The organism is Methylobacterium sp. C33D, from assembly GCF_053345825.1.
In genome coordinates, this window is sequence record NZ_JBKFAV010000051.1 from 1 (window position 1) to 20,314 (window position 20,314).

The 20,314-nt window shown below is 70.6% G+C and carries 19 protein-coding genes; 9 read left to right on the forward strand and 10 right to left on the reverse strand.

What is annotated here, in order from left to right; all coding sequences use genetic code 11:
* The first annotated feature begins 457 nt into the window (after positions 1 to 457).
* The 4 genes from ACLBXO_RS28070 to ACLBXO_RS28085 all read left to right on the forward strand — a co-directional run bounded on the left by ACLBXO_RS28070 (position 458) and on the right by ACLBXO_RS28085 (position 2,115).
* A complete protein-coding gene (locus ACLBXO_RS28070; protein WP_447687484.1) occupies positions 458 to 1,003 on the forward strand; it encodes a sigma-70 family RNA polymerase sigma factor in 546 nt (181 codons plus the stop codon).
* Between the two features lie 3 nt (positions 1,004 to 1,006).
* Positions 1,007 to 1,270 carry a hypothetical protein gene (locus ACLBXO_RS28075; protein ID WP_447687462.1) on the forward strand — a complete coding sequence of 88 codons (264 nt, stop codon included), beginning with the start codon at positions 1,007 to 1,009 and terminating at the stop codon, positions 1,268 to 1,270.
* A gap of 43 nt (positions 1,271 to 1,313) precedes the next feature.
* On the forward strand, positions 1,314 to 1,550 hold the full coding sequence (locus ACLBXO_RS28080; protein WP_447687485.1) for a hypothetical protein: 237 nt from the start codon (positions 1,314 to 1,316) through the stop codon (positions 1,548 to 1,550).
* Between the two features lie 352 nt (positions 1,551 to 1,902).
* Positions 1,903 to 2,115 carry a hypothetical protein gene (locus ACLBXO_RS28085; RefSeq protein ID WP_447687463.1) on the forward strand — a complete coding sequence of 71 codons (213 nt, stop codon included), beginning with the start codon at positions 1,903 to 1,905 and terminating at the stop codon, positions 2,113 to 2,115.
* Between the two features lie 86 nt (positions 2,116 to 2,201).
* On the opposite strand, the gene ACLBXO_RS28090 is transcribed toward ACLBXO_RS28085, so the two are convergent.
* From ACLBXO_RS28090 to ACLBXO_RS28105, 4 genes are all read right to left on the reverse strand, one after another.
* Positions 2,202 to 3,062 carry a flagellar motor protein MotB gene (locus tag ACLBXO_RS28090; protein WP_331314512.1) on the reverse strand — a complete coding sequence of 287 codons (861 nt, stop codon included), beginning with the start codon at positions 3,060 to 3,062 and terminating at the stop codon, positions 2,202 to 2,204.
* Positions 3,063 to 3,084: 22 nt separating this feature from the next.
* Entirely contained in the window at positions 3,085 to 3,948 is an 864-nt protein-coding gene (gene motA, locus ACLBXO_RS28095) for a flagellar motor stator protein MotA (protein WP_331314511.1), read from the reverse strand.
* Positions 3,949 to 4,452: 504 nt separating this feature from the next.
* Positions 4,453 to 4,698 carry a DUF6894 family protein gene (locus tag ACLBXO_RS28100; protein WP_331314509.1) on the reverse strand — a complete coding sequence of 82 codons (246 nt, stop codon included), beginning with the start codon at positions 4,696 to 4,698 and terminating at the stop codon, positions 4,453 to 4,455.
* Between the two features lie 413 nt (positions 4,699 to 5,111).
* Positions 5,112 to 5,312, reverse strand: a complete 201-nt coding sequence (locus ACLBXO_RS28105; protein ID WP_331314508.1) for a hypothetical protein — start codon at positions 5,310 to 5,312, stop codon at positions 5,112 to 5,114.
* Between the two features lie 224 nt (positions 5,313 to 5,536).
* On the opposite strand from ACLBXO_RS28105, the gene ACLBXO_RS28110 reads away from it, so the two are divergent.
* Positions 5,537 to 5,890 (forward strand): hypothetical protein, encoded by a 354-nt coding sequence (locus ACLBXO_RS28110; protein ID WP_447687464.1) that lies wholly within the window; start codon positions 5,537 to 5,539, stop codon positions 5,888 to 5,890.
* 706 nt (positions 5,891 to 6,596) lie between these two features.
* On the opposite strand, the gene ACLBXO_RS28115 is transcribed toward ACLBXO_RS28110, so the two are convergent.
* From ACLBXO_RS28115 to ACLBXO_RS28130, 4 genes are all read right to left on the reverse strand, one after another.
* Positions 6,597 to 7,550: an ABC transporter substrate-binding protein gene (locus ACLBXO_RS28115; protein ID WP_447687465.1), complete on the reverse strand. Its 954-nt coding sequence runs from the start codon at positions 7,548 to 7,550 to the stop codon at positions 6,597 to 6,599.
* Between the two features lie 624 nt (positions 7,551 to 8,174).
* A complete protein-coding gene (locus ACLBXO_RS28120) occupies positions 8,175 to 8,468 on the reverse strand; it encodes a hypothetical protein (protein ID WP_331314502.1) in 294 nt (97 codons plus the stop codon).
* A 140-nt stretch (positions 8,469 to 8,608) separates the two neighbouring features.
* Positions 8,609 to 9,985: a cytochrome P450 gene (locus ACLBXO_RS28125; protein ID WP_447687466.1), complete on the reverse strand. Its 1,377-nt coding sequence runs from the start codon at positions 9,983 to 9,985 to the stop codon at positions 8,609 to 8,611.
* Between the two features lie 288 nt (positions 9,986 to 10,273).
* Positions 10,274 to 10,909 carry a glutathione S-transferase family protein gene (locus ACLBXO_RS28130; protein WP_447687467.1) on the reverse strand — a complete coding sequence of 212 codons (636 nt, stop codon included), beginning with the start codon at positions 10,907 to 10,909 and terminating at the stop codon, positions 10,274 to 10,276.
* 229 nt (positions 10,910 to 11,138) lie between these two features.
* On the opposite strand from ACLBXO_RS28130, the gene ACLBXO_RS28135 reads away from it, so the two are divergent.
* The 3 genes from ACLBXO_RS28135 (at position 11,139) to ACLBXO_RS28145 (ending at position 15,574) form a co-directional block, all read left to right on the forward strand.
* Positions 11,139 to 12,710: an ABC transporter substrate-binding protein gene (locus tag ACLBXO_RS28135; RefSeq protein ID WP_447687468.1), complete on the forward strand. Its 1,572-nt coding sequence runs from the start codon at positions 11,139 to 11,141 to the stop codon at positions 12,708 to 12,710.
* An 89-nt stretch (positions 12,711 to 12,799) separates the two neighbouring features.
* Positions 12,800 to 14,299 carry a M81 family metallopeptidase gene (locus ACLBXO_RS28140; protein WP_447687469.1) on the forward strand — a complete coding sequence of 500 codons (1,500 nt, stop codon included), beginning with the start codon at positions 12,800 to 12,802 and terminating at the stop codon, positions 14,297 to 14,299.
* 147 nt (positions 14,300 to 14,446) lie between these two features.
* Positions 14,447 to 15,574, forward strand: a complete 1,128-nt coding sequence (locus ACLBXO_RS28145; protein ID WP_447687470.1) for a serine hydrolase domain-containing protein — start codon at positions 14,447 to 14,449, stop codon at positions 15,572 to 15,574.
* A 56-nt stretch (positions 15,575 to 15,630) separates the two neighbouring features.
* Here ACLBXO_RS28145 and ACLBXO_RS28150 read toward each other — a convergent pair whose 3' ends face one another.
* The gene (locus tag ACLBXO_RS28150) at positions 15,631 to 17,595 is read right to left on the reverse strand and encodes an alpha/beta hydrolase domain-containing protein (protein ID WP_447687471.1); all 1,965 of its coding nucleotides are present in this window, start codon (positions 17,593 to 17,595) and stop codon (positions 15,631 to 15,633) included.
* Positions 17,596 to 17,951: 356 nt separating this feature from the next.
* Between ACLBXO_RS28150 and ACLBXO_RS28155 the strand changes: the two genes are divergently transcribed.
* Positions 17,952 to 19,268, forward strand: coding sequence for a carotenoid oxygenase family protein (locus ACLBXO_RS28155; RefSeq protein WP_447687472.1), 1,317 nt, complete (start codon positions 17,952 to 17,954; stop codon positions 19,266 to 19,268).
* Between the two features lie 242 nt (positions 19,269 to 19,510).
* Here the strand turns inward: ACLBXO_RS28155 and ACLBXO_RS28160 are convergent, their stop codons facing one another.
* Positions 19,511 to 20,302 (reverse strand): GntR family transcriptional regulator, encoded by a 792-nt coding sequence (locus ACLBXO_RS28160; RefSeq protein WP_447687473.1) that lies wholly within the window; start codon positions 20,300 to 20,302, stop codon positions 19,511 to 19,513.
* Between the last annotated feature and the right edge of the window lie 12 nt (positions 20,303 to 20,314).

Sequence of the window (20,314 nt, forward strand, 5' to 3'; positions counted from 1 at the left end):
GTGCATGGCGAGCGCGGCCTCGTTGGCGTACGCGATGGTCTGGTCGGGCTCGACCAGGATCACGCCCTCGCTCAACCCGGCGATGATCTGCCGGAGTTCGTGCCTGTCGACGCCCGCCGTCACGGCTCGCATCGTCCTTTCCCATCGTCGCCGCCGGGCCGGCAGCCACGCAAGAACCGATTGTGCGCAAGCTGGTTCCAAAATTTATGTTAGGATCCCAGTACGCACGTATCATTGACGCGGGGCGCTGCGACCAAAGATTGATGCTCACTGAGCTCGCCGGACCGCCATCGGTCCCCGGGCCTTCCCTCAAGATGATGGTGAGCCTATCCCCGTGCCGCACGCCGCCGAACACTTGCGATCGCCGGACACCCACGGGGCCGTGATCTCGCGCGCGGGATCGGGCCTCGGGCGAGATCTACGTGATATCGACCCAGAGATCGCATCGGTGGACGCGATGTCGCCCCTGGGCCGCGTCCTCCGCCGACTCTCGCAGGCCCTGGAGGCCGCCGAGACGCGCGCCGAGCGCAGTTTCACGTCCGATCTCGTCGGAGTGCTGCCGGACCTGCGCCGGTACGCGCTGTCGCTGACCCGCGACGCGACCGAGAGCGAGGATCTCGTGCAGTTCACCCTGCTCAAGGCTTGGGAGCACCGTACCAGCTACCGCCCGGGGACCGGCCTCAAGGCATGGCTCTTCACGATCCTGCGCAACGGCCATCTCAACGGGCGGATGAAGTACCGCCGGGAGGTTCCTGATCCTGACGGCGCCCACGCCGCGGGGCTGGCGAGCCTCGCCGACCAGGAGCATCGCCTCGATGTCCAGGACCTGCAGGAGGCGCTCGCTCGTCTCGAACCCGCCCAACGCGAGGCGCTGCTGCTCGTCGCCCTCGAGGACCTGACCTACGAGGCCGCCGCGGCGCGGATCGGCTGCCCGCCCGGCACGGTGAAGAGCCGCGTCAGCCGCGCCCGGGACAGGCTCGCCGTCGAACTCGGGGAGGCTTGAGCGATGCCCCCGGTGGACGATCCGGCGCGGCCGGCGACGGACGCCGACGACGACCCGGACCTGATCGCCGCCGCGATGCGCGCGGGGATCGACGCGCTTCTGGCGGAGCGCGCCCCCGCGGAACGGGAGGCGTTCTGGCACGCCGTGGCCCTTCTCTACGCGCGGGGCTCCACGCCGGACGGGCGGCCCAGCTCCGCGGTGCCCGGCCCCGCGCCGCTCCTCGACGCCTCCGCACACTCCCATCCGCCCTCGGAGACGGCACGATGAGCGACCATGCGCGCCTCGCGACGCTCCTGCGCGCGGCATCCCCATCGGCTTCGTCCTCGTGCTGATCCACCCAGCGCCGATCCTGGTGACCATCACCGCGGTGAACCCCGCGCGCTCGACCGGCGTCGCGCAGTTCGCCGGCGGCGAGGACATGGCCCCGTTGTGGCTGTGCTGGCTCACCCCTGTCGCCGGCGCGCCGGTCGCGGGCGCCCTGACCAAGTGGGTCTACGAGGACACCGAGATCGTCGACACCGTCGTCGTCGAGGGACGTGCGGCTTGACGGCCGGCCCGGGAGTCGTGGGGAACCGTCCGACACCGGTCGCCTCCCTGCGGGTCCGACCCGGGCCCGCCCGAATCGCGCGCGACGGATGCGCGGGTCTCCCAGGGTATCCGAACTCGAGTGCGAGGTCGTGCCGGGCACGCCGTCCGATCGGCGTTCGGGGCGGCCGCGAGACCGGGGGCATGCGTCACCCCGGGTTCGCCTCCGGCCCGTGCCGCCTCAGGCTCGGGTGCCACCCGGACCGCGCCCCGAACGGTCCGACGCCATGCTTCTGACGGATGCCGGCGACGGCGATACAGACGGCGATACAGGCCGACGCGGCCTCGACCGGCGAGCCATCGACGAGGCGAGGGTGGCCGGCCTTCGCGGGCGCGAACTCGCCGCCGTCCTGCTCGGCCGCTCGCCGACCGACCTGGTCCCGCCCACGGCCGGCGAGGAACCGCACGCCTACGCGGACCGCGCGGTCACCGAGTTCCTCCGCCTCTACGTCAGGCGCTGGCACGGCGGCTTGGACGCGCGCGCGGTCCCCCGCGGAGCCTCCGACCCATCCTGCGCCACCCGGTGACGAGCGACGTCTGACCGCCCGGCATCCGAGGCGGTATCGTCGGCGCCGCGCGCGTTGCCGCCCTGAGACGGCGAGACGCCCTGGCGTCAGCGCAGGAGATTCGGGGGTACCGGCGGGCTCGCGTTGAGCAGCGTGATCGTCACCCGGCGGTTCGGCGCGAGGTAGGGATTGTCGGGGAAGACCGGCTCCGTGTCGCCGCGTCCCGATACGGACGAGAAGTTGTCGTTGGGAACCCCTGCACCCGACAGGATCTCGCGCACGGAGAGGGCGCGCCCGGCGGAGAGACTCCAGGGTTCGCCGGCCCGCGCCGAGCCCGGGCGCGCGACGGCCGTGTAGCCGGTGATCGACAGGCGGTTGGGCATCCGGCGCAGGGCGGGCGCGAGGGCCTCCAGCACGCGACGGGTGCGCTCGTAGGGTTCGACAGAGCCCTCGCGGAACATGGCGCGGCCGTCCTGGTCCACGAGGGAGACGTTCACGCCCTCCTTGGTCTGCTCGATCACGATGTTCTTCGACAGCTCGGCGATGTCGGGCATCGTCTGGAGCGCCTGCCGGAGGCTGGCTATGGCGCTGTAGTTGGCCTCCACGTTGGCGACCGGGCGGCTGGCATCGACATCGCTGACGCGGCCCGGACTGGTCGGGCGCTCCGTGACCTCCCGCTCGGCCGAGCCCCGCTCCGCGTCGCGGGGCGTGGACGGCTTGTTGCCTGACGTATCCAGGGCGGTGCCGTACAGGATGCCGCCGGCACCGCTGGTCGCGGGGCTCAACGCGGCGGGCGAGAAGTATTCCGCCAAGCCGATCTTCTGCTCCTGCGTGGTCATGCTGATCAGCCACATCAGCAGGAAGAACGCCATCATGGCGGTCACGAAATCCGCGTAGGCGATCTTCCAGGCCCCGCCGTGGTGGGCGTGGGCGGCCTTCTTGACCTTCTTGATGATGATCGTGGCCATCGCGTGCCTGCTGAATATCGGGTCAGGTCTGGGCGGGCAGAGCGGCGGTCGCCGCTTCCACTTCGTTGAAGGTCGGGCGGACGTCGCTCATCAGGGACTTGCGGGCAAACTCCACCGCCATCACCGGCGGCTGGCCGCCGATATGGGCGAGGAGCCCCGCCTTGAGCGAGAGATAGTATTTGGATTCAGCCTCGAAGAGGCTCTTGAGCGACTGCGCCATGGGTCCGAAGAAGCCGTAGGCGACGAAGACGCCGAAGAAGGTGCCCACGAGCGCGCCGCCGATCAGATGGCCCAGCACCTCCGGCGGCTCCTTGATCGCCCCCATCGTCTTGATCACGCCGAGCACGGCCGCGACGATGCCGAGCGCCGGTGTTCCGTCGGCGAGCGACTGCATGGCCGAGACGACACGCTCCTGCTCCTGGTGGTGCGTCTCCAGCTCCTCATCCATGAGGGCGTCGATCTCGTGGACGTTGTTGGCGCCCAGCGTCACCATCCGCATGTAATCGCAGACGAACTCGACCGCGTGGTGGTTCGCCGCGAAGGTCGGGAAGGCGTTGAACAGCGCGGACTCGCTGGGATTTTCGATGTGCGGCTCGAGCGCCATCGCGCCCTTCTGCTTCGCGAGCTTGAACAATGAGAACTGCATCCCCAGCAGTTCGACATAGGAATTCTGCGTATATTTGGGGCCCTTCACGAGTGTACCCAGCATGGCCGGCACGGCCTTGAGCACCGGCCCGGTGTTGCCGATGACGAAGGCGCCGATCGCTGCGCCGAGGATGATGACGAACTCGAACGGCTGCCAGAGGACGACCAGGTGGCCACCCATCGCCGCGTAGCTGCCGAAGACGCAGGCGAAGACGATCAGGGTGCCGACGATCAGCCGCATGATGTGCCATCCTTGCGCGGCGGTGAATCCGGCCCGCGCGAAGCTACCGATAGTCCGGCAAATCACTGATCTTGGTTAACGGCCCGTTTAGAGGCGTGCCCGGGGAACGATGCGATGATCTGTCCGGGCGTTCGGTGGACCGGGTGTGACATGATGTGACGGGCGCGGGCGTGCCGCGAACGCGATCGCGCCGGCTCTCACGGAGCGTCGGGCGGGGCCGACGAGCCTGCCGCGCCGTCGCGGAGCCGGCCCATGTTCCTTGACGGTCGCCGGAAGCGGGACGCGGCTGCCCGCACCGGCAGTAAGGGTGGCACTTGGTCGACGGCCATCGATGGGATGCCGACGTCACAGGCGGCGACGCCGCGCGCCGTACCAGGGTCTTCGTCGCGATCCGGCGCCGTCACGCCGGCCAGGGCACAGCTCTGCATCGCGCGAGGACCTTTGTCCCCACGCGCGCAACCGGTGCGGCTCTGCACGGTGCAACGATCGCGGGTCGCCCTGGCCCTAGAGGCGACCGCTCGCGAGGGTATCGAACCCGACGATCGTCAGCGACGCGAGAACGAGGCCGCGGTCATCCATCACATCGAGCCGCCAATCGCTGTCCTGCCAAAAGGACCGGCTCGCGACGCTCAGATGCTGCGCGACCAGTTCGACGGCATGCGCCTTCGCGTCGTCCAAGCTCGTGAGCTCAGCATCCGCGAGTTCGGCCTGGGCCCCTCCTTCTGTCATCAGGAACCGGAAGAGGGGCATGCGATGGTCCAGAAATTACGTTCGCTATCCTAACATACTGATACGGAGAGGGATCTCGATTTTTCCGACGCCGACACCGGGCTCGATCTGCCTCCTTGCGGCGCGGTGTGACGGGCGCGGTGCCGGAGGAGCGGTGTGGGGCGCTCCTCCGGCAGACGGGCTCATGCAAAATGCGTCGGCAAGCTCAGAGCCTGCGCGTAAATCACCAGCGCGATTGCACCGCCGATGAGGGTCGCAGCTATGGTGATACGGTTCGTCCAGGTCATCGTCGTCTCCATCAGGTTCGCGACTGTCATCGCGGTGTGACCCTGATGTATGCTCGAGCTCTCGGGCTCGGCGTGTCCCGGAACACCCGCGTCAGCGGCGTTGCCGGCGCTTCGTGATCGCCGCCGCCGTCCCGGCCCCTACCGCGCTCAGCGAAAGCCGCTCTTCGGCTTCAGATCGATCTCGATCGCCCGCAACGCGTTCTCGAAGGCCTTCTGCTCGGTCAGGAAGGGCCGATCCGAGCGCTCGATCAGCTTGCCGCTCCTGCGGAGCGCCCAACCGAACTGCCCCTCCGGCCGCTTCAGGGGCTCGACGGTGATCGTGTAGGGATGCGGCACATCGGGTGACATGGCACAGCTATGTGGCCTCAGGGCTCCGGCCGCAAGCAGGGCGGCCCGCGACGGGCCGATACGTCCTTCGGTCGAGCACCGGGCATCACAAATGATGGCGACAGCAGGGCTGCCGCGGGCTCTGCGCCTGCGCATGACTTGCCCGAGTCCGGGTCAGCTTCGACGGCCGGCCGCATGGTCAGCGTGCGCCGGATGGCCAGGGTCCAGGAGAGCCCAGGACAATCATGCAGGAAACGCCCCGCAGAGTCGTGATGCAGACGGATCCCGACTACGAGGACGCCGTCATCGGCGCATTCAAGCTGGTCGAAGACGCCTATGCTCGGGGCCTCATCTCGTGGGTGCGCCGGTGCGCGTTGTTGAACCAGTTGGCGGGTGGCGGCTCCGGGCTTTACGAAACGCGCAACTATGTGAAGCCCGATCCGGATTCGGGGGTGATCCGCCTCGGCGTCTTCCTGGAACCGGTCCCGGCCTTTCTGAGGGAACTGGGTCTGCTGGAGCGAGAGACGGCCGCGTTCGAGCAGGCGCGTACCGGGATCGCGAGCGCGCGCGAGGCCACCGGGGATCAGGCTCACGACTGATTGTCAGGCGGGTCCGGTGCAGGGACGGCCGCCGGAAAGCTGGCGCCGGCGGAACGCAGGACCTGCACCAGGGCGTTCCGTTGAGCGATCGTGATGGCCGGTTCTCCGGGACTGCTCTCGGCCCGCGTCACGACGCCCAGCGGCACCTTGGCGCGCTTGGCCAACTCCGAAGGCCCCCAGCGCAGAGAGAGCCGTGCCGCGAGGAGGTGCCGTCCTGTGATCATGCCTGCCGCCCTCGAGAACGGATCGCGGCCCCGCCGCCGCACACGGCTGATCGTCTGCCCGACGATCGTGATCGAAGATCCGCGTCCGCCACCGCGAGAGCGGCAGCGGCACGATCCTCGAACGCGCGCCCTGGTCCGGCAGCCTCACGGGCGTGCTGGGTGCCCACCGGCGCGACCGCCGGGCTGACTGCCAGCATCCAGCCCGTGCTGACGCTCATCTGGTCGGCTCTGCCGACACGGCGACCGCTCGGAAACAGAGGGCCCGTCGGGTGGCGCGCCGCGAAGACGTCGCACTGTCCCTGGCCTGTGCAGCCCCCGGCCGCGCCTTCTCCGACGCGGTCGCGAGACTGACACCTCGCACCGTCTCGGAGAGACGGTGCGACCGGGCGGCCGCGGTGAACCATGGCGGGCCGCGTCGGCGCGAGGCAACCTGCAACGGATGTTCGCCACCGATCACGCCGCGTCGGACGCGTCCAGGATGCTCAGTCAAGGATCTCTTCCGCTCGCGCGAGCAGATCGAACGGCAGATTCACATCGATCGCCTTGGCCGTCCTGCCGTTGATCACCAGCACGAATTTCGTGGGCTGCTGCACAGGCAGATCGGCCGGCGTCTCTCCTCTCAGGATCCGGTCGACATACGCGGCGACCCAACGGGCACTGTCGTCCAGGTCGGGTCCGTACGAGATCAGGCCGCCGGCCACGGCATAGGCCCGCCTCTCCCCCAAGGATGGCAATTTGCTCTCGATGGCGCGCTGCGCGATTTCCGCCAGCAAACTGTTCGTCAACGGATCCTCGACAATCATGATCGCATCGCAGCGCGCGGTCACGAGGTTCTCGAACACGGCCTCACCGTCGAGACGCCCGGCCACCGGAGCGGAGACGGCTGCGACGCGATAGCGAACGGAAATCTTCTCGATCTCGGAAAACACGCCGGCGGAGTGCGGATTGTTCCGATTCCATACGATCGCGACGCGCTTGATGCCGGGCTTGGAGCCCACGATGAGCTGCAGTCTCTTCTCCGACATCTCGGGAGGCACGAAGCTGTAGCCGGTCACGTTCTCGGGCGGCCGAGCCAGATTGGAGACGAGGCCGCTTCCCACAGCATCGCCGGCCCCCGCCATCACGATCGGAATCGAGCTCGTTCCACGCTTCGCCGCGAGCGGCGCGAGCGTCCCCCATGCGACGATGACATCGACTCTCCGCGCGACCACGTCGGCGACAATCTGATCGAGCCGAGCGGCATCGTCGTTGCCGTAGCCATAGTCGAACGCGATGTTCTTTCCCTCGATCCAGCCCCTTGCGGCGAGGTCTTCGCGGACATCGTTCAGCGTGAGCATGACGCTGCCGGCCGTGATCAGCGCAACACGGAACCGCTTATTCCCATCGTGAGCCAATATCGGCTGCGGACATAAGGCGGCACCGGACAGGTACGACAAGAACTGCCGTCTCCTCATGTCTGCCTCCGCTGTCAGGACATCCTGACCGTTGAGATCGCCGTGACTGGATCTGGTGGCCGGCCATCGTGACTTTTTCCGCGGCGCGGGCGCGCTCCGTGCCCAATGCCGCCGGCGGCGCTGGACGCAGGACCAGCGGCCCTCGAGAGACGGCGCAGTCGTTCGAGCGAGCAGTGCGTCCCCTTGCCCCTCGCAGCCCGATCGCGCTTCGATGCAACCTTCGCCATCCCGATGTGCGCAACGGCCAGTACGGCGGCAGTCGGAGCGTGTGCTCCCAACAATAAACACTATCGGTGGCTTGAATCACGGTCTTGAGCCACCATGATGTATTGATAACACCACAATAGGGCCGACGTCGATGTTGTCCCGCGTCGGCTCCCCGGTCCGGCGCACCCGCAGACCGCCTGAAGTTGCCCGGTACGACGCGACGACCGCTCCGACGCCGGGGCGGAGTCCAGCATCCGGAACAGCCCGCGCTCCGGGCAAATCTTCCATCCCGGGACAGGGCTTCCGAGCGCGCGGCGGATCGCGCTCGGCCGGGACGGACCGTGTCCTCACGCGCCGCGGCGGCCGTCGTCGGCGGCCGGACCCGACGCGCCGCAGCCCTCAATCGCGCCGCGCTTCGGCGCTCGCACGTTCGACCACGGCGCGCAGCGCGGCGCTGCCCTCCAGCCCGAACCAGGCACGCAGCATGCTTGTGGTCTCGGGCGTATCGTCCGGCCGCTCGCGGTACAGGTCCGTGTAGCGGCTGAGTTCGCGTTCCACGAACATGTCGAGGTAGGCTGCCCCCTTCATCCTCGCGAGATCCGTGAGGGCGTGAGTGAGCACGCGCTGCATCATCTCGCCGACCAAGGCCGAGACGTAGACCGCCTCGGCGCTGCCCTGTTCGGGCTCCTTCAATCCAGCCTCCTCTGCTCCGCAGCGTCGATCCCGCCGCACCGTCGTCCTAAGCTTGACTGCCCGCCCCGCGCAAACCCGGCGCTTTCGGCGGCCGCCGATCGGGACGGACGGCGCGTCCCGATCGGCGCGCCGCGGCCCCTTCACGCCGGTGGAAGCAGGCGGAAGCCGGGAGATCGGTTCGGGCGGGTGGCGAACGAGCCGACCGGCAGCACCGGCGGGCCATCGTCGAGGACGAGGTCGTTGTCCCGCAGCAGCCGCGCCAGGACCAGCACCGCCTCCGACGTGGCCAGCTGCGCCCCGATGCACACGCGGGGCCCGGTGCCGAACGGCAGGAAGCCGTGGCGGTCCCGCTTCTCCGGACCGAGAAAGCGCCCGGGATCGAAGCGCTCGGGCGAGGCCCACAGGCGCGGGTCGGTATGCAGCAGGGTGAACGGCATCAGCACGATGGCTCCGCGCCGGACCGGCACGCCGCACAGGTCGTGGTCGGCCACGGCTTGGCGGGCCGTCATGTAGGCCGGCGGGTACAGCCGCAGCGCCTCGTCCACCACGGCGCGCGTGAGCGGCAGCGCGCCGATGGCTGTCCCCGCACCACCCGGCGTCAGATCCACCCGGCGCGCTTCCTGCCGGATCGCGCGGCGCCATGCGGGCGCGTTGGCCAGCAGGTAGCAGGCCCAGAACAGCGTCAGGCCCGTCGTCTCGTGCCCGGCGAAGATCATCGTCGACACCTCGTCGACCAGGAGGTCCTCGTTCCGGTCCCCGTAGGCGTCGGACAGGAGGTCGAACAGGTCGCGCGGAGCCCCCGACGGATGGGCGGCGCGGCGCCGGACGATGACCGCGCGAATGAGCGCCCGCCAGCGTCGGCCGAAGCGCGCGCGGCGGAACATGGTGAGTGTGGGCACCCAGCGCGGCAGGATGAAGTCGCTGGCGCGCGGCCGGCCGATGCCGCTGGCGTAGGACTGGAGCAGGCCGCGCAGTTGCGGTCCGAACGCGTCGGTCTCCAGGGAGAACATGCTCGTGCAGGCGACGGCGAGGCTGAGATCCTGCATGACCGCGAGCAGGTCGACCGGCTGCCCGCGGGACGCCTCCAACGGGCCGAACGCCGCCTCGGCGCAATCGACCATGTGCCGGGCCAGCAGGGTGACCGTGCGGGGCGTGAAGGCCGGGGCCAGGGTCCGCCGCTGCTGGCGCCAAGCCTGCCCCTCGCTGGCCGCCACGCCGCGGCCGATGAGCGCCCGGAAGATGCGGTCGCCGGCCGCGACCCGCCGATAGAGGTCCGGATGCGTGGCCAGCACGTCGCGCATCGCCTGCGGGCCGGCGGCGACGACGACGTCGCGGCCGAGCATGGGCAGGACGAGGACCGCCTGCGCGCGGCAACGCGGCGGGAAGGCCGAGAAGGCGTTGCGTCGCAGGCCCGCCAGGACGCCGAGGGCACCCACGTGGTCGGGCGCGAGGGGCGGCATCGGCGGGATGAAGAAGGGGGGCCCGGGTGCTTGGGTCGCCTCGGTGATCGTATCCATCGGATCTCCTCGTCGCGGGCGATGGCAGCCGTGTGTCGCTGCCGCGTCGCTACCGATCGGCCGACATCGCGCCCGAGATCGGGTCATCCCGGGCCCGGTTCGGGCTTCCCGCGCTGGCCGCGCGGTCCGGCGGGCGGGGCATGCGCCTCCGGATGCGGCTCAACGCGCCGGCAGGTCGGGGCCGTGCAGCGGGGAGGGCCGGTCTCGGCGGGTTCGGCCGCTGAGCGAGCCACCCCGGCGACCTGCCGCGGCGGCCCGCTCCCCGTGGCTCGCGGGCGCCTGTTGGCGTCAGGTCCGCGGCACCGCCATACCGCGCTGGACCGCCGGACGCTCACCGACCCGGTCCAGCCAGGCGTGCACGTTCGGGACCGTGCCGAGCGTGTCCTCGAGCGGCTCCTTCAGCAACGACGTGGCCAGCAGCGTCCAGGCATAGCAGGCGATGTCGGCGATCGAGTAGTCCGCGCCCGCGAGATAGGGCCCTTCGCCGAGGCGCGCGTTCATCACCCGCAGCAGCCGGTCAGCCTCGTCGGTGAAGCGCTTGATGGCCAGCGGCGCCTTCTCGTCGGCGCGCACCGCGAAGTAACCGAGCTGTCCGAGCATCGGACCGAGTCCGCCGACCTGCCAGTGCAGCCATTCCAGGGCCTTGTAGCGCGCGGGTCCGGAGGGCGCGAGGAAACGCCCCGTCTTCTCGGCGAGGTACGTGAGAATCGCACCGCTCTCGAAGACGGAGAGCGGCCCACCCGCAGCCTCATCGTCGACGATAGCCGGGATCTTGTTGTTCGGCGACACCTTGAGGAAGTCGGGTTTGAACTGCTCGCCCTTGCCGATGTTCATCGTCACGACTGTGTAGGGCAGGTCGCACTCCTCCAACATGATCGGGATCTTGCGGCCGTTCGGGGTCGACCAAGTGTAGAGCGTGATCATGGCGGGTTCCTCGCGGTCCTGAGGCGCAGGCCGTCTCTCGGGCCTCACCTAGGGCAGCGAACGCGGCCATCCTGCGGCGGCTCGAGACACCGCCCCCTCCGGCGCGTCCGCCCGCGGTGTCGCGCGCGGCGCCCTCATTTGCCTCGCCGCCTGTCCGCGGGCACCATGCGACGCGATCAGGGTGACGGGCGCAGGGATCTTCGATGGCATCACGCACGAGCGCCCGTCCATGAGGCGCCGCGAGGTCCTCGCCGCCCTGGCCGCCGCCGCGGTCGCGCGCCCCGCGGTCGCGCAGCCCGCCAAGGTCCTGCGTTTCATCCCGGAAAGCGACGTCGCGGTGATCGACCCGATCTGGACGACGGCCACCGTGACGCGCAATCACGGCTACCTCGTCTTCGACACTCTCTACGGCCAGACCGCGGGCTACGACTTCCAGCCGCAGATGGTCGAGGGTCACGCGGTCGAGGCGGATGGCCGCCTCTGGCGCCTCACCCTGCGCGAGGGCCTGCGCTTCCACGACGGCGAGCCGGTGCTGGCGCGCGACGTGGTGGCGAGCGTGCGCCGCTTCGCCGCCCGCGATGCCTTCGGCCGGGCGCTGATCGACGCCACCGACGAACTCGCCGCGACCTCCGACCGCGTCGTGCAGTTCCGCCTCAAGCGGCCGTTCCCGCTGCTGCCCGCGGCTCTGGGCAAGACCGGCACCTCGATGCCCTGCATCATGCCGGAGCGCCTGGCGAAGACCGACCCGAACACGCAGGTCACCGAGATGGTCGGCTCCGGCCCGTTCCGCTTCAAGGCGGACGAACGCGTCCCGGGGGCGCTCACCGTCTACGAGCGCTTCGACGGCTACGTGCCCCGCCCGGACGGCGCGGCGAGCTTCACCGCCGGACCGAAGCGGGCCCATTTCGACCGGATCGAGTGGCGGATCGTGCCCGACGCCTCCACCGCCGCGAGCGCGCTGGCGGCCGGCGAGGTCGACTGGTGGCAGAACCCGACGCCGGACCTGCAGGGTCTGCTCAGGAGCAGATCGGGAATCCGGTTGGAGGTGCTCGATCCGGCAGGCGGCATCGGCTGCCTGCGCTTCAACCACCTGCATCCGCCCTTCGACAATCCGGCCATCCGCCGGGCGCTGCTCGGCGCCATCGACCAGACCGAGTTCATGAGCGCGGTCGCGGGCGACGAGCGCGCCCTGTGGAAGGACCATGTCGGCGTCTTCAGCCCCGAAGCGCCGATGGCGACGCGCGCGGGCACCGACGTGCTGGTGGGCGCCCGCGACTTCGCCGCGGTCAAGCGCGCCCTGGCGGAGGCCGGCTACCGCGGCGAGCGCGTCGTCATGCTCGATCCGACCGACTATCCGGCCACCCATCCCCTGGCCCTCGTCGCGGCCGAAGCCTTCCAGAAATGCGGGCTGGCCGTGGACCTCGTCGCGATGGACTGGGGGACCCTGGTGCAGCGCCGGTCGAGCCGCCAGCCCCCGGATAAGGGCGGCTGGAGCACCTTCGTCACCTACCTGAACGGCACCAACAACTTCGATCCCGCCGGCCAGCTCGGCATCCGCGGCAACGGCGATCAGGCCTGGTTCGGATGGCCCCGCGCGCCCCGTCTCGAGGAACTGCGCGCCGCGTGGTTCACCGCGCCCGATCCCGCGGCGCAGAAGGCGATCTGCACCGAGATCCAGCGACAGTTCTTCATCGACGTGCCGTACCTCCCGCTCGGCGCCTATTACGAGGCGACCGCCTATCGGGGGCTGACGGGCGTGCGCAACGGCTTCCCGCAATTCTACGACGTCCGGCCGGCCTAGGACCGCGCCCGGTCCTTGCGTGGGCGCGCTCCCCGTCGCCCGGCCGCCGCGTCTCCCCGGCGGGGAGCGCCCCGAGGACACCGAAGCCGATGCGCATCGCCGTATTCCAGTTCACCCATGAGACCGTGACGTTCCTGCCGAACGACACGACCCTGGCGGACTTCATCTACCCGGGCTCCCCCGCGCGCGGCGAGGCGCTGCTGGCCACCGATCCGAAGGGGTACATGGGCGGCTTCGTTCAGGTCGCCCGGGAATACGGGGGAATCGACCTCGTCGGCCTCGCCTCGCCGCTCTGGCCGCGCACCGGCATCGGCTCGGGCTGGGTGACGCGCGAGGCGTTCGAGCACTTCCTCGGCGCGATGCTGGCGGAGCTGCGGGCGGAGGCACCGGTCGACGGGGTCTACCTGGCCCTGCACGGGGCCATGGCCGTGCGCGGCGTGCCGCGCCCCGAGGCCGAGATCGCGCGACGGGTGCGGTCGGTCGTGGGCGCGGGCATCCCGATCGCGGCGACCTTCGACCCGCACGGCAACGAGGATGCGGAGTTCCTCCGCCACGCCGACATGGCCTTCGCGGTGAAGTACTTCCCGCACTACGACATGCATCTGCAGGGTCAGCGCGCCGCGCGGATGCTGGTGCGGACGATCCGCGGCCTCTACCGGCCGGCGCACCGGACCCGCGCCGTCCCGATCATCGCGCCGACGGTGGTGATGTGGACCGGCGCCGCGCCCTGGTCCGACCTCGTGCAGCGCGCGCTCATCTGGGAGGCGCGGGAGCCCGACGTCTTCGTCAACGTGTTCTTCGGCTTCCCCTGGTCGGACGTCCCGGACGCCGGCATGGCGGTTCAGGTCCTGACGAACGGTGATCCGGATCTCGCCGACCGCGTCGCCGGGGACATGGCATCCTGGACGTGGCGGCACCGCGCGGCCTTGGTGTCGCGCGCCGCGATCCTCACGATGCGGGACGGCGTCGCTCGGGCGGCGCGAGCCGTCCGCGCCCGCGAGACGCCGGTGGTGCTCGCCGATTACAGCGACCGTTCGGGCCGTGCGACCTGGCTCCTGGCGGAGGTGCTGGCGCAGGGGCTGGAGCGCGCGCTGATCGCCACGATCGCCGCGCCGACGGTGGTGGACCGGCTGCTGGCCGGCGGCGTGACGGTCGGCGATCCCTTCGACGCGGAGGTCGGCGGCCCCGGAGACGGCGCGGTGGAGCCCTCCGCCGGTCGGCCGGTCCGCGTCACCGGGACGGTGTGCGGGGTCGTCGGCGCGACGACCGGCCGAGGCGGCGGCATCTGGATCTGCGTGGCCTTCGGCCGCGGCAACGTCCTCGTCCTCAGCCCCCACCTCGTTCAGATCATGGAGCCGGCGGAGCTCTGGGGCCTCGGTCTCGAGCCCGGAGACTTCGACGTGGTGGCGATCAAGTCGCGCGTCCATTTCCGCCGGGGGTTCGACGACGGCGTCTACGCCCGGACGATCCTGCTCGTCGAGCCGCCCGAGCCGTTCCTCGGGACGGTGCATCTCGACGCCCTCCCTTACGAGAATCTCAGGCTCGGCGACTACTACCCCTACGGTGACCCCGCCTTCGACGCCGCGTAGAGGAGGGCCGGCCCCGGAGGGACGGTCGTGGGACCGTCCGGCCATTCGCGGCCGCAGCGATGCGGGCGCGGCGGCGCGCGCTACATCGGTGCCATGCGGACTGCGCCAGCCTTCTCCTCCCGTCACCTCGATCGCCTGGGCAACCGCTTGGCGACCGATGCCGACAGCGGCGCGATCGCCGGGGCCGACCTCCTCATCGGCGGCACGGACGGCGCGATCTGGCGACGCACCGTCGGGTACCGCGACCCCGTCGCGCGCGCGCCCCTCGGCCCCGACGCGCTGTGGCGCATCTACTCGATGACCAAAGTCGTCGTCTCCGCCGCGGCCATGGTGCTCGCCGAGCGCGGCGCCCTGCGCCTCGATCAGCCCGTGGCGGCGTTCATCCCCGCCTTCGAGCACCTCTCGGTGCTCGATCCGGACGGTGGCCTGAGGGCCGCCAAGGCCGGCCCCACCGTTCAGGATCTCCTGCGCCACACCGCCGGAATCGCCTACGGCTATCTCGGGGACGGGCCGGCGCGGCGGGCCTACGCGGCCGATGGCCTGCTCACCGAGGATCTCGACAATGCGGCTTTCGCCGACCGGATCGCCCGCCTGCCGCTGGAGCACGAGCCCGGCACGGTGTGGCACTACTCGCACGCCACCGATGTCCTCGGCCGCGTTCTGGAAATCGCCGGCGGCGCGGATCTGCAGCGGGTTCTCGACGCGACCGTGCTCGAGCCGCTCGGCATGACCGACACCCTGTTCCAGATCGCGGCCGCGATGGGATCGCGCGTCGCGCAGCCGCTGCCACAGGCACCGGGGCAGCGCCCTGTCTTCCACGATCCCGCGCAGCCGCGGCGCGGCCAGAGGGGCAATGGCGGCCTCGTATCGAGCACGGCGGACTGCGCCCGCTTCCTGCGCATGCTTCTCGCCGGCGGCAGTCTCGCCGGCGTCCGCGTCCTCGCGCCGGCCAGTGTGCGGCTCATGACCTCGGATCATCTCGGGGCGGCGATCGCGAAGGCCGCCTACTATCCGCCGGGGCCGGGCTACGGCTTCGGGCTGGGCGTGGCGGTCCGCCTCGCGGCGGGGGAGGCGCCGTTCCCCGGCAATGTCGGCGACTGGTTCTGGAGCGGTGTCGGAGGCACGTACTTCTGGGTCGACCCCGTAGAGGGGTTCTTCGCGCTCTTGATGATGCAGACCTCCTCGGCCGACCAGCGCCAGCACTATCGCACGCTGACCCGCACCATGGTCTACGCCGCCCTGGAGGACCGTCGACTGTCAGAGACGGCTCCCTGAGGGAGACGGTCCGCCCGACGCATGTCTACACCGTCGGCGCGCGGCGTCCGGAATGGCTATCGCGCAGCCTCCTGCCGCGCCGCCTGGACGAGGCGGTCGCCGTCCTCGCGCAGGAGCAGGCGATCCCGGACCAGAGCGTCGACGGACTTGGTCACCGCGGCCAGGTAGGCATCCGCATCCGGGTAGCGCTCCTCCAACGAGGGCCGCGGATCCCCGCTGGCCTCCCGCTCGGCCCGGGTGCGGGCGAACGGAAGCTGGCTCCCCTCCCGGTCGCAGAGGGCACCCGCCGGGAAGGGATCGGCGTAGAGATTCCAGCCCGTGAAGGTCGCGCGCGGTGCGGCGACGGCCGGCAGGCGAATACCGGCCACGTCGTTGCCGTCCGCGTCGACGCGGGGCACGAGCGGCCGGTACTGCGGCCCGCTCTCGGGCTTTGGATCGACGTAGGTGCTGAAGCGCGCGATCGTGTTCGGGGCGGTCGGGACCGGCACACCGACGATGAAGGGATAGCCGGCCTCGGCCGGCTTCACCAGCGTGCCGTCGGACAGGCGCGGGATCCGGCTGTCGGGCGGAATCGCCCCGACCGTCACCCAGTCCTCGAGTGCGACGAGAAGCGCCCGGAGGGCCGGCGCCGGATTGAGGGTGCTGCGCATGTTCGCGCAGGGGCCTCTGCTCGAGGTCAGCCCGGCGCGCCCGTAATGGAAGCCGCTCGAGACCAAGTAGACGCGTGTCGTGTCCGGCAAGGCTATGTCGCTGCGGCCCAGTGGATCCGTCGCCAGCAGCGAGGCCCCCTTCTGCCAGTACTCGGTGCCGGTGTTCACCTCGATCAGCAACGGGTCGAAGCCGTCGCCGCGCAGCAGCGCGCCGGTCCGTCCCGTCACCGGGTCGTGCTGAGCCGCCGCGGAGAACGGGAAGGCATTCTCCGGATAGAGATGGTCCTCGTGCTGCGTGTTGGTGCGGGACGGTTGGCCGAAGCGCGCGTTCAGGAAGACGCCGCCGATCCCCGCGATGTGCGACAGCACGCCGTCGAAGACCCGGCGCCCGGCCTCGTCGCGATTGAAACCCTGGGCGATGAAGTCGCGCAGGTACCGCCCGCTCTGCGAGATGCCGAGGGCGACCGCGTGCCGGATCGCCCCGCCCGCCGGGTTGGCGCCGCCGGCGGCATCGCCGCGCAGGTGGGCGACCACGTCGCGCGTCGCGGCGAAGCCGATGCCGAGCACCTTCGGCTCGGTGGCGCGGTAGGTGAACTGGTAGATCGAGCCCGGTAGCGGCTTCGTGCCTTTGGGCAGGAGCTCGAGTTGCCGCGGCGTCGCGTAGTGCCACGCCTCCTCCGGAACCGGCCGAGGCGGGTCGGTCTCCCGGCGGCGCACGGTCAGCCGCGTTCCGGCCTTGTCCTGGCTGGCCGCCTTGAAGGTGAGATAGAAGGGCGCCTCCGGCGACCCGCGCGTCGCGCTCACGAGTTCGTCGCGCACGGTCTCCACGATCGGCTTGCCGTTCCTGGAGGCGACCGGCACGTCGATGGCCATGCCGCCCTGCTGGCGCAGCGCGTCCGCCTCCCAGCCCGACCAGACGATCGTGTCGCCGCGACGCAGGACGAGGCCGGTGCCGGCGTCGACGGCGCTGCGCGGATCGTTGACGGCCTGGGCCCCTTGGGCCGGCGCGTCCAGCACCCAGTTGAAGAGGAACTTGCGGCCGCGGTTCAGCACCTCGAACAGCAGCGTACCGCTGCCGCGGGCAGGGTCCTTCGGGCGCAGGATGAACAGGTCGGTCCTGTACTCGACCATGCCGCGCGCGTTGCGCGGCGCCAGCGCGATGTCGACGATGCCGGCATTGGCCGGCTCCGCCGGATCGAGCTCGCCGCGGGCGGTTCCGATGACCCGCTCGTACGCGCCGGCAGATCCGAATTCCGCGCCGTCGGCGAACGGCTCGACGGTGACGATCTCGATCTGGGTGATGCGCGCCTGGGCCGGCGTGGCGCCGAGCGCGCACCCGAGCGCGCCGGCCAGAACCCATCCGGTCCGCATGGTCCCCTCCCCCGCGGCTCGTTTCGAAGGCCGGCAGCGTCAGCAACCACAGATGGAACGGCCCGTCGAGTTCGATGCCTGCGACGGCGTTGCGATTTCGAACAGCCTGTCAGCCGGTTCCGTGGGGCGCCGCGGCGGGGCTGCGCGGGCACCGTGCCGTGTCGGCCACGTCGGCGGCGTGGCGGCGGGCGCGGCCCTCTCCCGCCGGAACCGCTCGATCCGATTCTCGACGGACCGGCGGACCGGATCCATATCTCGGCGCAGGCGGCTCGCGGCGCGGTGGCGCGACGGACGGCCGCCCAGGCACGCGCCGCGATTCGGAGGCGCGGCTATGATCGGATTGAGGGGAGGCGTCGATGCCGGACGTCGCGGCGACACCCTACTGGCTCGACGGCAACTTCGCGCCCGTGCATGAGGAGGTCACCGGCTTCGCCCTCGCGGTCGAAGGCGCGGTGCCGCCCGAACTCTCCGGCCTCTACGCCCGCAACGGCGCCAACCCGCGGGACGGTCATGCCGGCCACTGGTTCCTCGGCGACGGCATGATCCACGGCGTCGCGCTCCGCGACGGCCGTGCCGAATGGTATCGCAATCGGTGGGTGCGCACGCCGCGCTTCGAGGGCCGCGCCTCCGGCGATCCGCGCGATCTGCGCGGGAGCGTCGCCAATACCAGCGTCGTGGCCCATGCCGGGCGCATCTTCGCGCTCGTCGAGAACGCGCTGCCGATGCGGATCGGGCCCGAGCTCCAGACCCTCGGCTACGAGGATTTCGGCGGACGCCTGACGACGCCGTGCACCGCCCATCCGAAGATCTGTCCCGAGACAGGCGAGCTGCACTTCTTCGGCTACAGCCCGATGCCGCCCCACCTGACCTACCACGTCGCCGACGCCGCGGGCGCGCTGGTGCACAGCGCGCCCCTGCCGCTGCCCGCGCCCGTGATGATGCACGACTTCGCCCTGACGCGCGGGCACGTCGTGTTCATGGACCTGCCCGTGGTGTTCGACTTGGATCTCGCGCGGCGCGGCACGATGCCGTTTGCCTGGAGCGAGGCGCACGCCCCCCGACTCGGGGTGCTGCCGCGCGGCGCCGGCGCCGAGGCCCTGCGCTGGGTGGCCGTCGCGCCGGGCTACGTCTTCCACGTCGGCAACGCCTACGAGGAGGCGGACGGGACGCTGGTCCTGGATGTGGCGTGGTACCCTGAATTGTGGCGCGGCGGCCCGTCCGCCGCGCAGTTCGAGGCCGCCCGGCTCCGGCGCTGGCGCATCGGTCCGGGGGCGGACCGGGCGCAGGAGACGGACCTGGACGACCGCGCGATCGAGTTCCCGCGGATCGACGAGCGGCGCACGGGGCTGGCGCACGGGGTCCTGTACGCGGTGCAGACCGGCGCCGGGCTGGACCGGGACGCGCCCGGCGATGGCGCTGTGGTGCGCTACGATCTGGCGCGCGGCCGGGAGACGACGCACGTCTTTGCCGGCGGCATCCCGAGCGAGTTCGCGCACGTGCCCAGCGGCTCCGGCGAGGGCTGGTTGATGGGCTTCGTGTACGACCGGGTTCGTGGGGCGAGCGACCTCGTGATCCTGGAGGCATCGGACATGCGGGCCGAGCCCCTGGCACGGGTGCGCCTGCCGCGGCGGGTGCCTCAGGGCTTCCACGGCACGTGGATCCCGGACGCGTGAGGAAGGCATCGTGAGCCGGACCGCCTCTAGCCCGGAGCAGAAGCCAGCCCGGGACCCGCCGACGGGCGCAGTCGTCGTCCGGCGCGCCCCTGCGATCGAGGCACTGGGGGACGGCGACCGCGATGCCGAAGAGTGGATACGGCGTTGAGCGCCAGCGCGCCCGGACGCGGCGAGCGGCCGGCGCCGATCGCCGAGGATGCCGGGCCCCTGACGCCTGTCCGGGACTCTCGCGGCGCGAAACCTCAGATGCTCAAGCTCAACCGGTATCGGTACGCATCCCCGCGAAACAGACCCTCCACATATTCGATCATTGTCGAGCGTCGATTGTAGCTGTGGCGCTTGATCAGCAAGCACGGGATCGGCGTATCGAAATCGAAGATCTCGCATTCTGCCGGTGTGGGCAGTGTCGCCTCGACCGTCTGCTCGCATCGCACGAGGCGCCCCCCCTCGTGCTGCGCCAGAAACCCGTACACGGACCCGGTCAAATCCCCGTGCTCGAGTTCCGGGACAGCCCGGACGTTGTACCAAGCGATTTCGCGAGACATCGGTACATCGTCGCCAAATCGGACGCGCGTCAGTCTCAGAAACGGCGATGTGGAGGGTAGACCGAAGATCGAGGCGATCGAGCGATCCTCGGTGATGATCCTCTCCAAGATCCGGGAGGAGGGAATCTTGCCCAGTTCGCGCATTTCCTCCGTGAAACCCTTGAGACGATCCATCCCGGGGCGGACGGGCTCTGGCCGACGTCGAACGAGGAAGCCGAGACGCCCGCGCGGGACGAGGAGCTCGTCGTGACGCAGTTCAGCATAGGCGCGCTGGACCGTGACGCGGCTCACGCCGAGGCTGTCGGCCAGCTGGCGCTCGGCCGGCAGGATGACGCCGGGCGGCAACGAGCCCGACACGATCAAATCCCGCAGCTGCTCCTCGATCTGCCGATAGAGAGGCTTGGCGGTGTCATCACGCAACCGTACCAAGCTCAGCACGGAGGGGCGCTCGCTGGTCGCGGATCGTCGTCCCGCTTCGCCGTCTGTCATCGGATTTCCGAA

Bases quoted from the DNA above. Each gene is read 5' to 3' on its own strand.
- ACLBXO_RS28070 (WP_447687484.1), top strand. From the start codon at position 458: ATGTCGCCCCTGGGCCGCGTCCTCCGCCGACTCTCGCAGGCCCTGGAG.
- ACLBXO_RS28075 (WP_447687462.1), top strand. From the start codon at position 1,007: ATGCCCCCGGTGGACGATCCGGCGCGGCCGGCGACGGACGCCGACGAC.
- ACLBXO_RS28090 (WP_331314512.1), bottom strand. From the start codon at position 3,062: ATGGCCACGATCATCATCAAGAAGGTCAAGAAGGCCGCCCACGCCCAC.
- motA (WP_331314511.1), bottom strand. From the start codon at position 3,948: ATGCGGCTGATCGTCGGCACCCTGATCGTCTTCGCCTGCGTCTTCGGC.
- ACLBXO_RS28100 (WP_331314509.1), bottom strand. From the start codon at position 4,698: ATGCCCCTCTTCCGGTTCCTGATGACAGAAGGAGGGGCCCAGGCCGAA.
- ACLBXO_RS28105 (WP_331314508.1), bottom strand. From the start codon at position 5,312: ATGTCACCCGATGTGCCGCATCCCTACACGATCACCGTCGAGCCCCTG.
- ACLBXO_RS28110 (WP_447687464.1), top strand. From the start codon at position 5,537: ATGCAGGAAACGCCCCGCAGAGTCGTGATGCAGACGGATCCCGACTAC.
- ACLBXO_RS28125 (WP_447687466.1), bottom strand. From the start codon at position 9,985: ATGGATACGATCACCGAGGCGACCCAAGCACCCGGGCCCCCCTTCTTC.
- ACLBXO_RS28130 (WP_447687467.1), bottom strand. From the start codon at position 10,909: ATGATCACGCTCTACACTTGGTCGACCCCGAACGGCCGCAAGATCCCG.
- ACLBXO_RS28135 (WP_447687468.1), top strand. From the start codon at position 11,139: ATGAGGCGCCGCGAGGTCCTCGCCGCCCTGGCCGCCGCCGCGGTCGCG.
- ACLBXO_RS28140 (WP_447687469.1), top strand. From the start codon at position 12,800: ATGCGCATCGCCGTATTCCAGTTCACCCATGAGACCGTGACGTTCCTG.
- ACLBXO_RS28150 (WP_447687471.1), bottom strand. From the start codon at position 17,595: ATGCGGACCGGATGGGTTCTGGCCGGCGCGCTCGGGTGCGCGCTCGGC.
- ACLBXO_RS28155 (WP_447687472.1), top strand. From the start codon at position 17,952: ATGCCGGACGTCGCGGCGACACCCTACTGGCTCGACGGCAACTTCGCG.
- ACLBXO_RS28160 (WP_447687473.1), bottom strand. From the start codon at position 20,302: ATGACAGACGGCGAAGCGGGACGACGATCCGCGACCAGCGAGCGCCCC.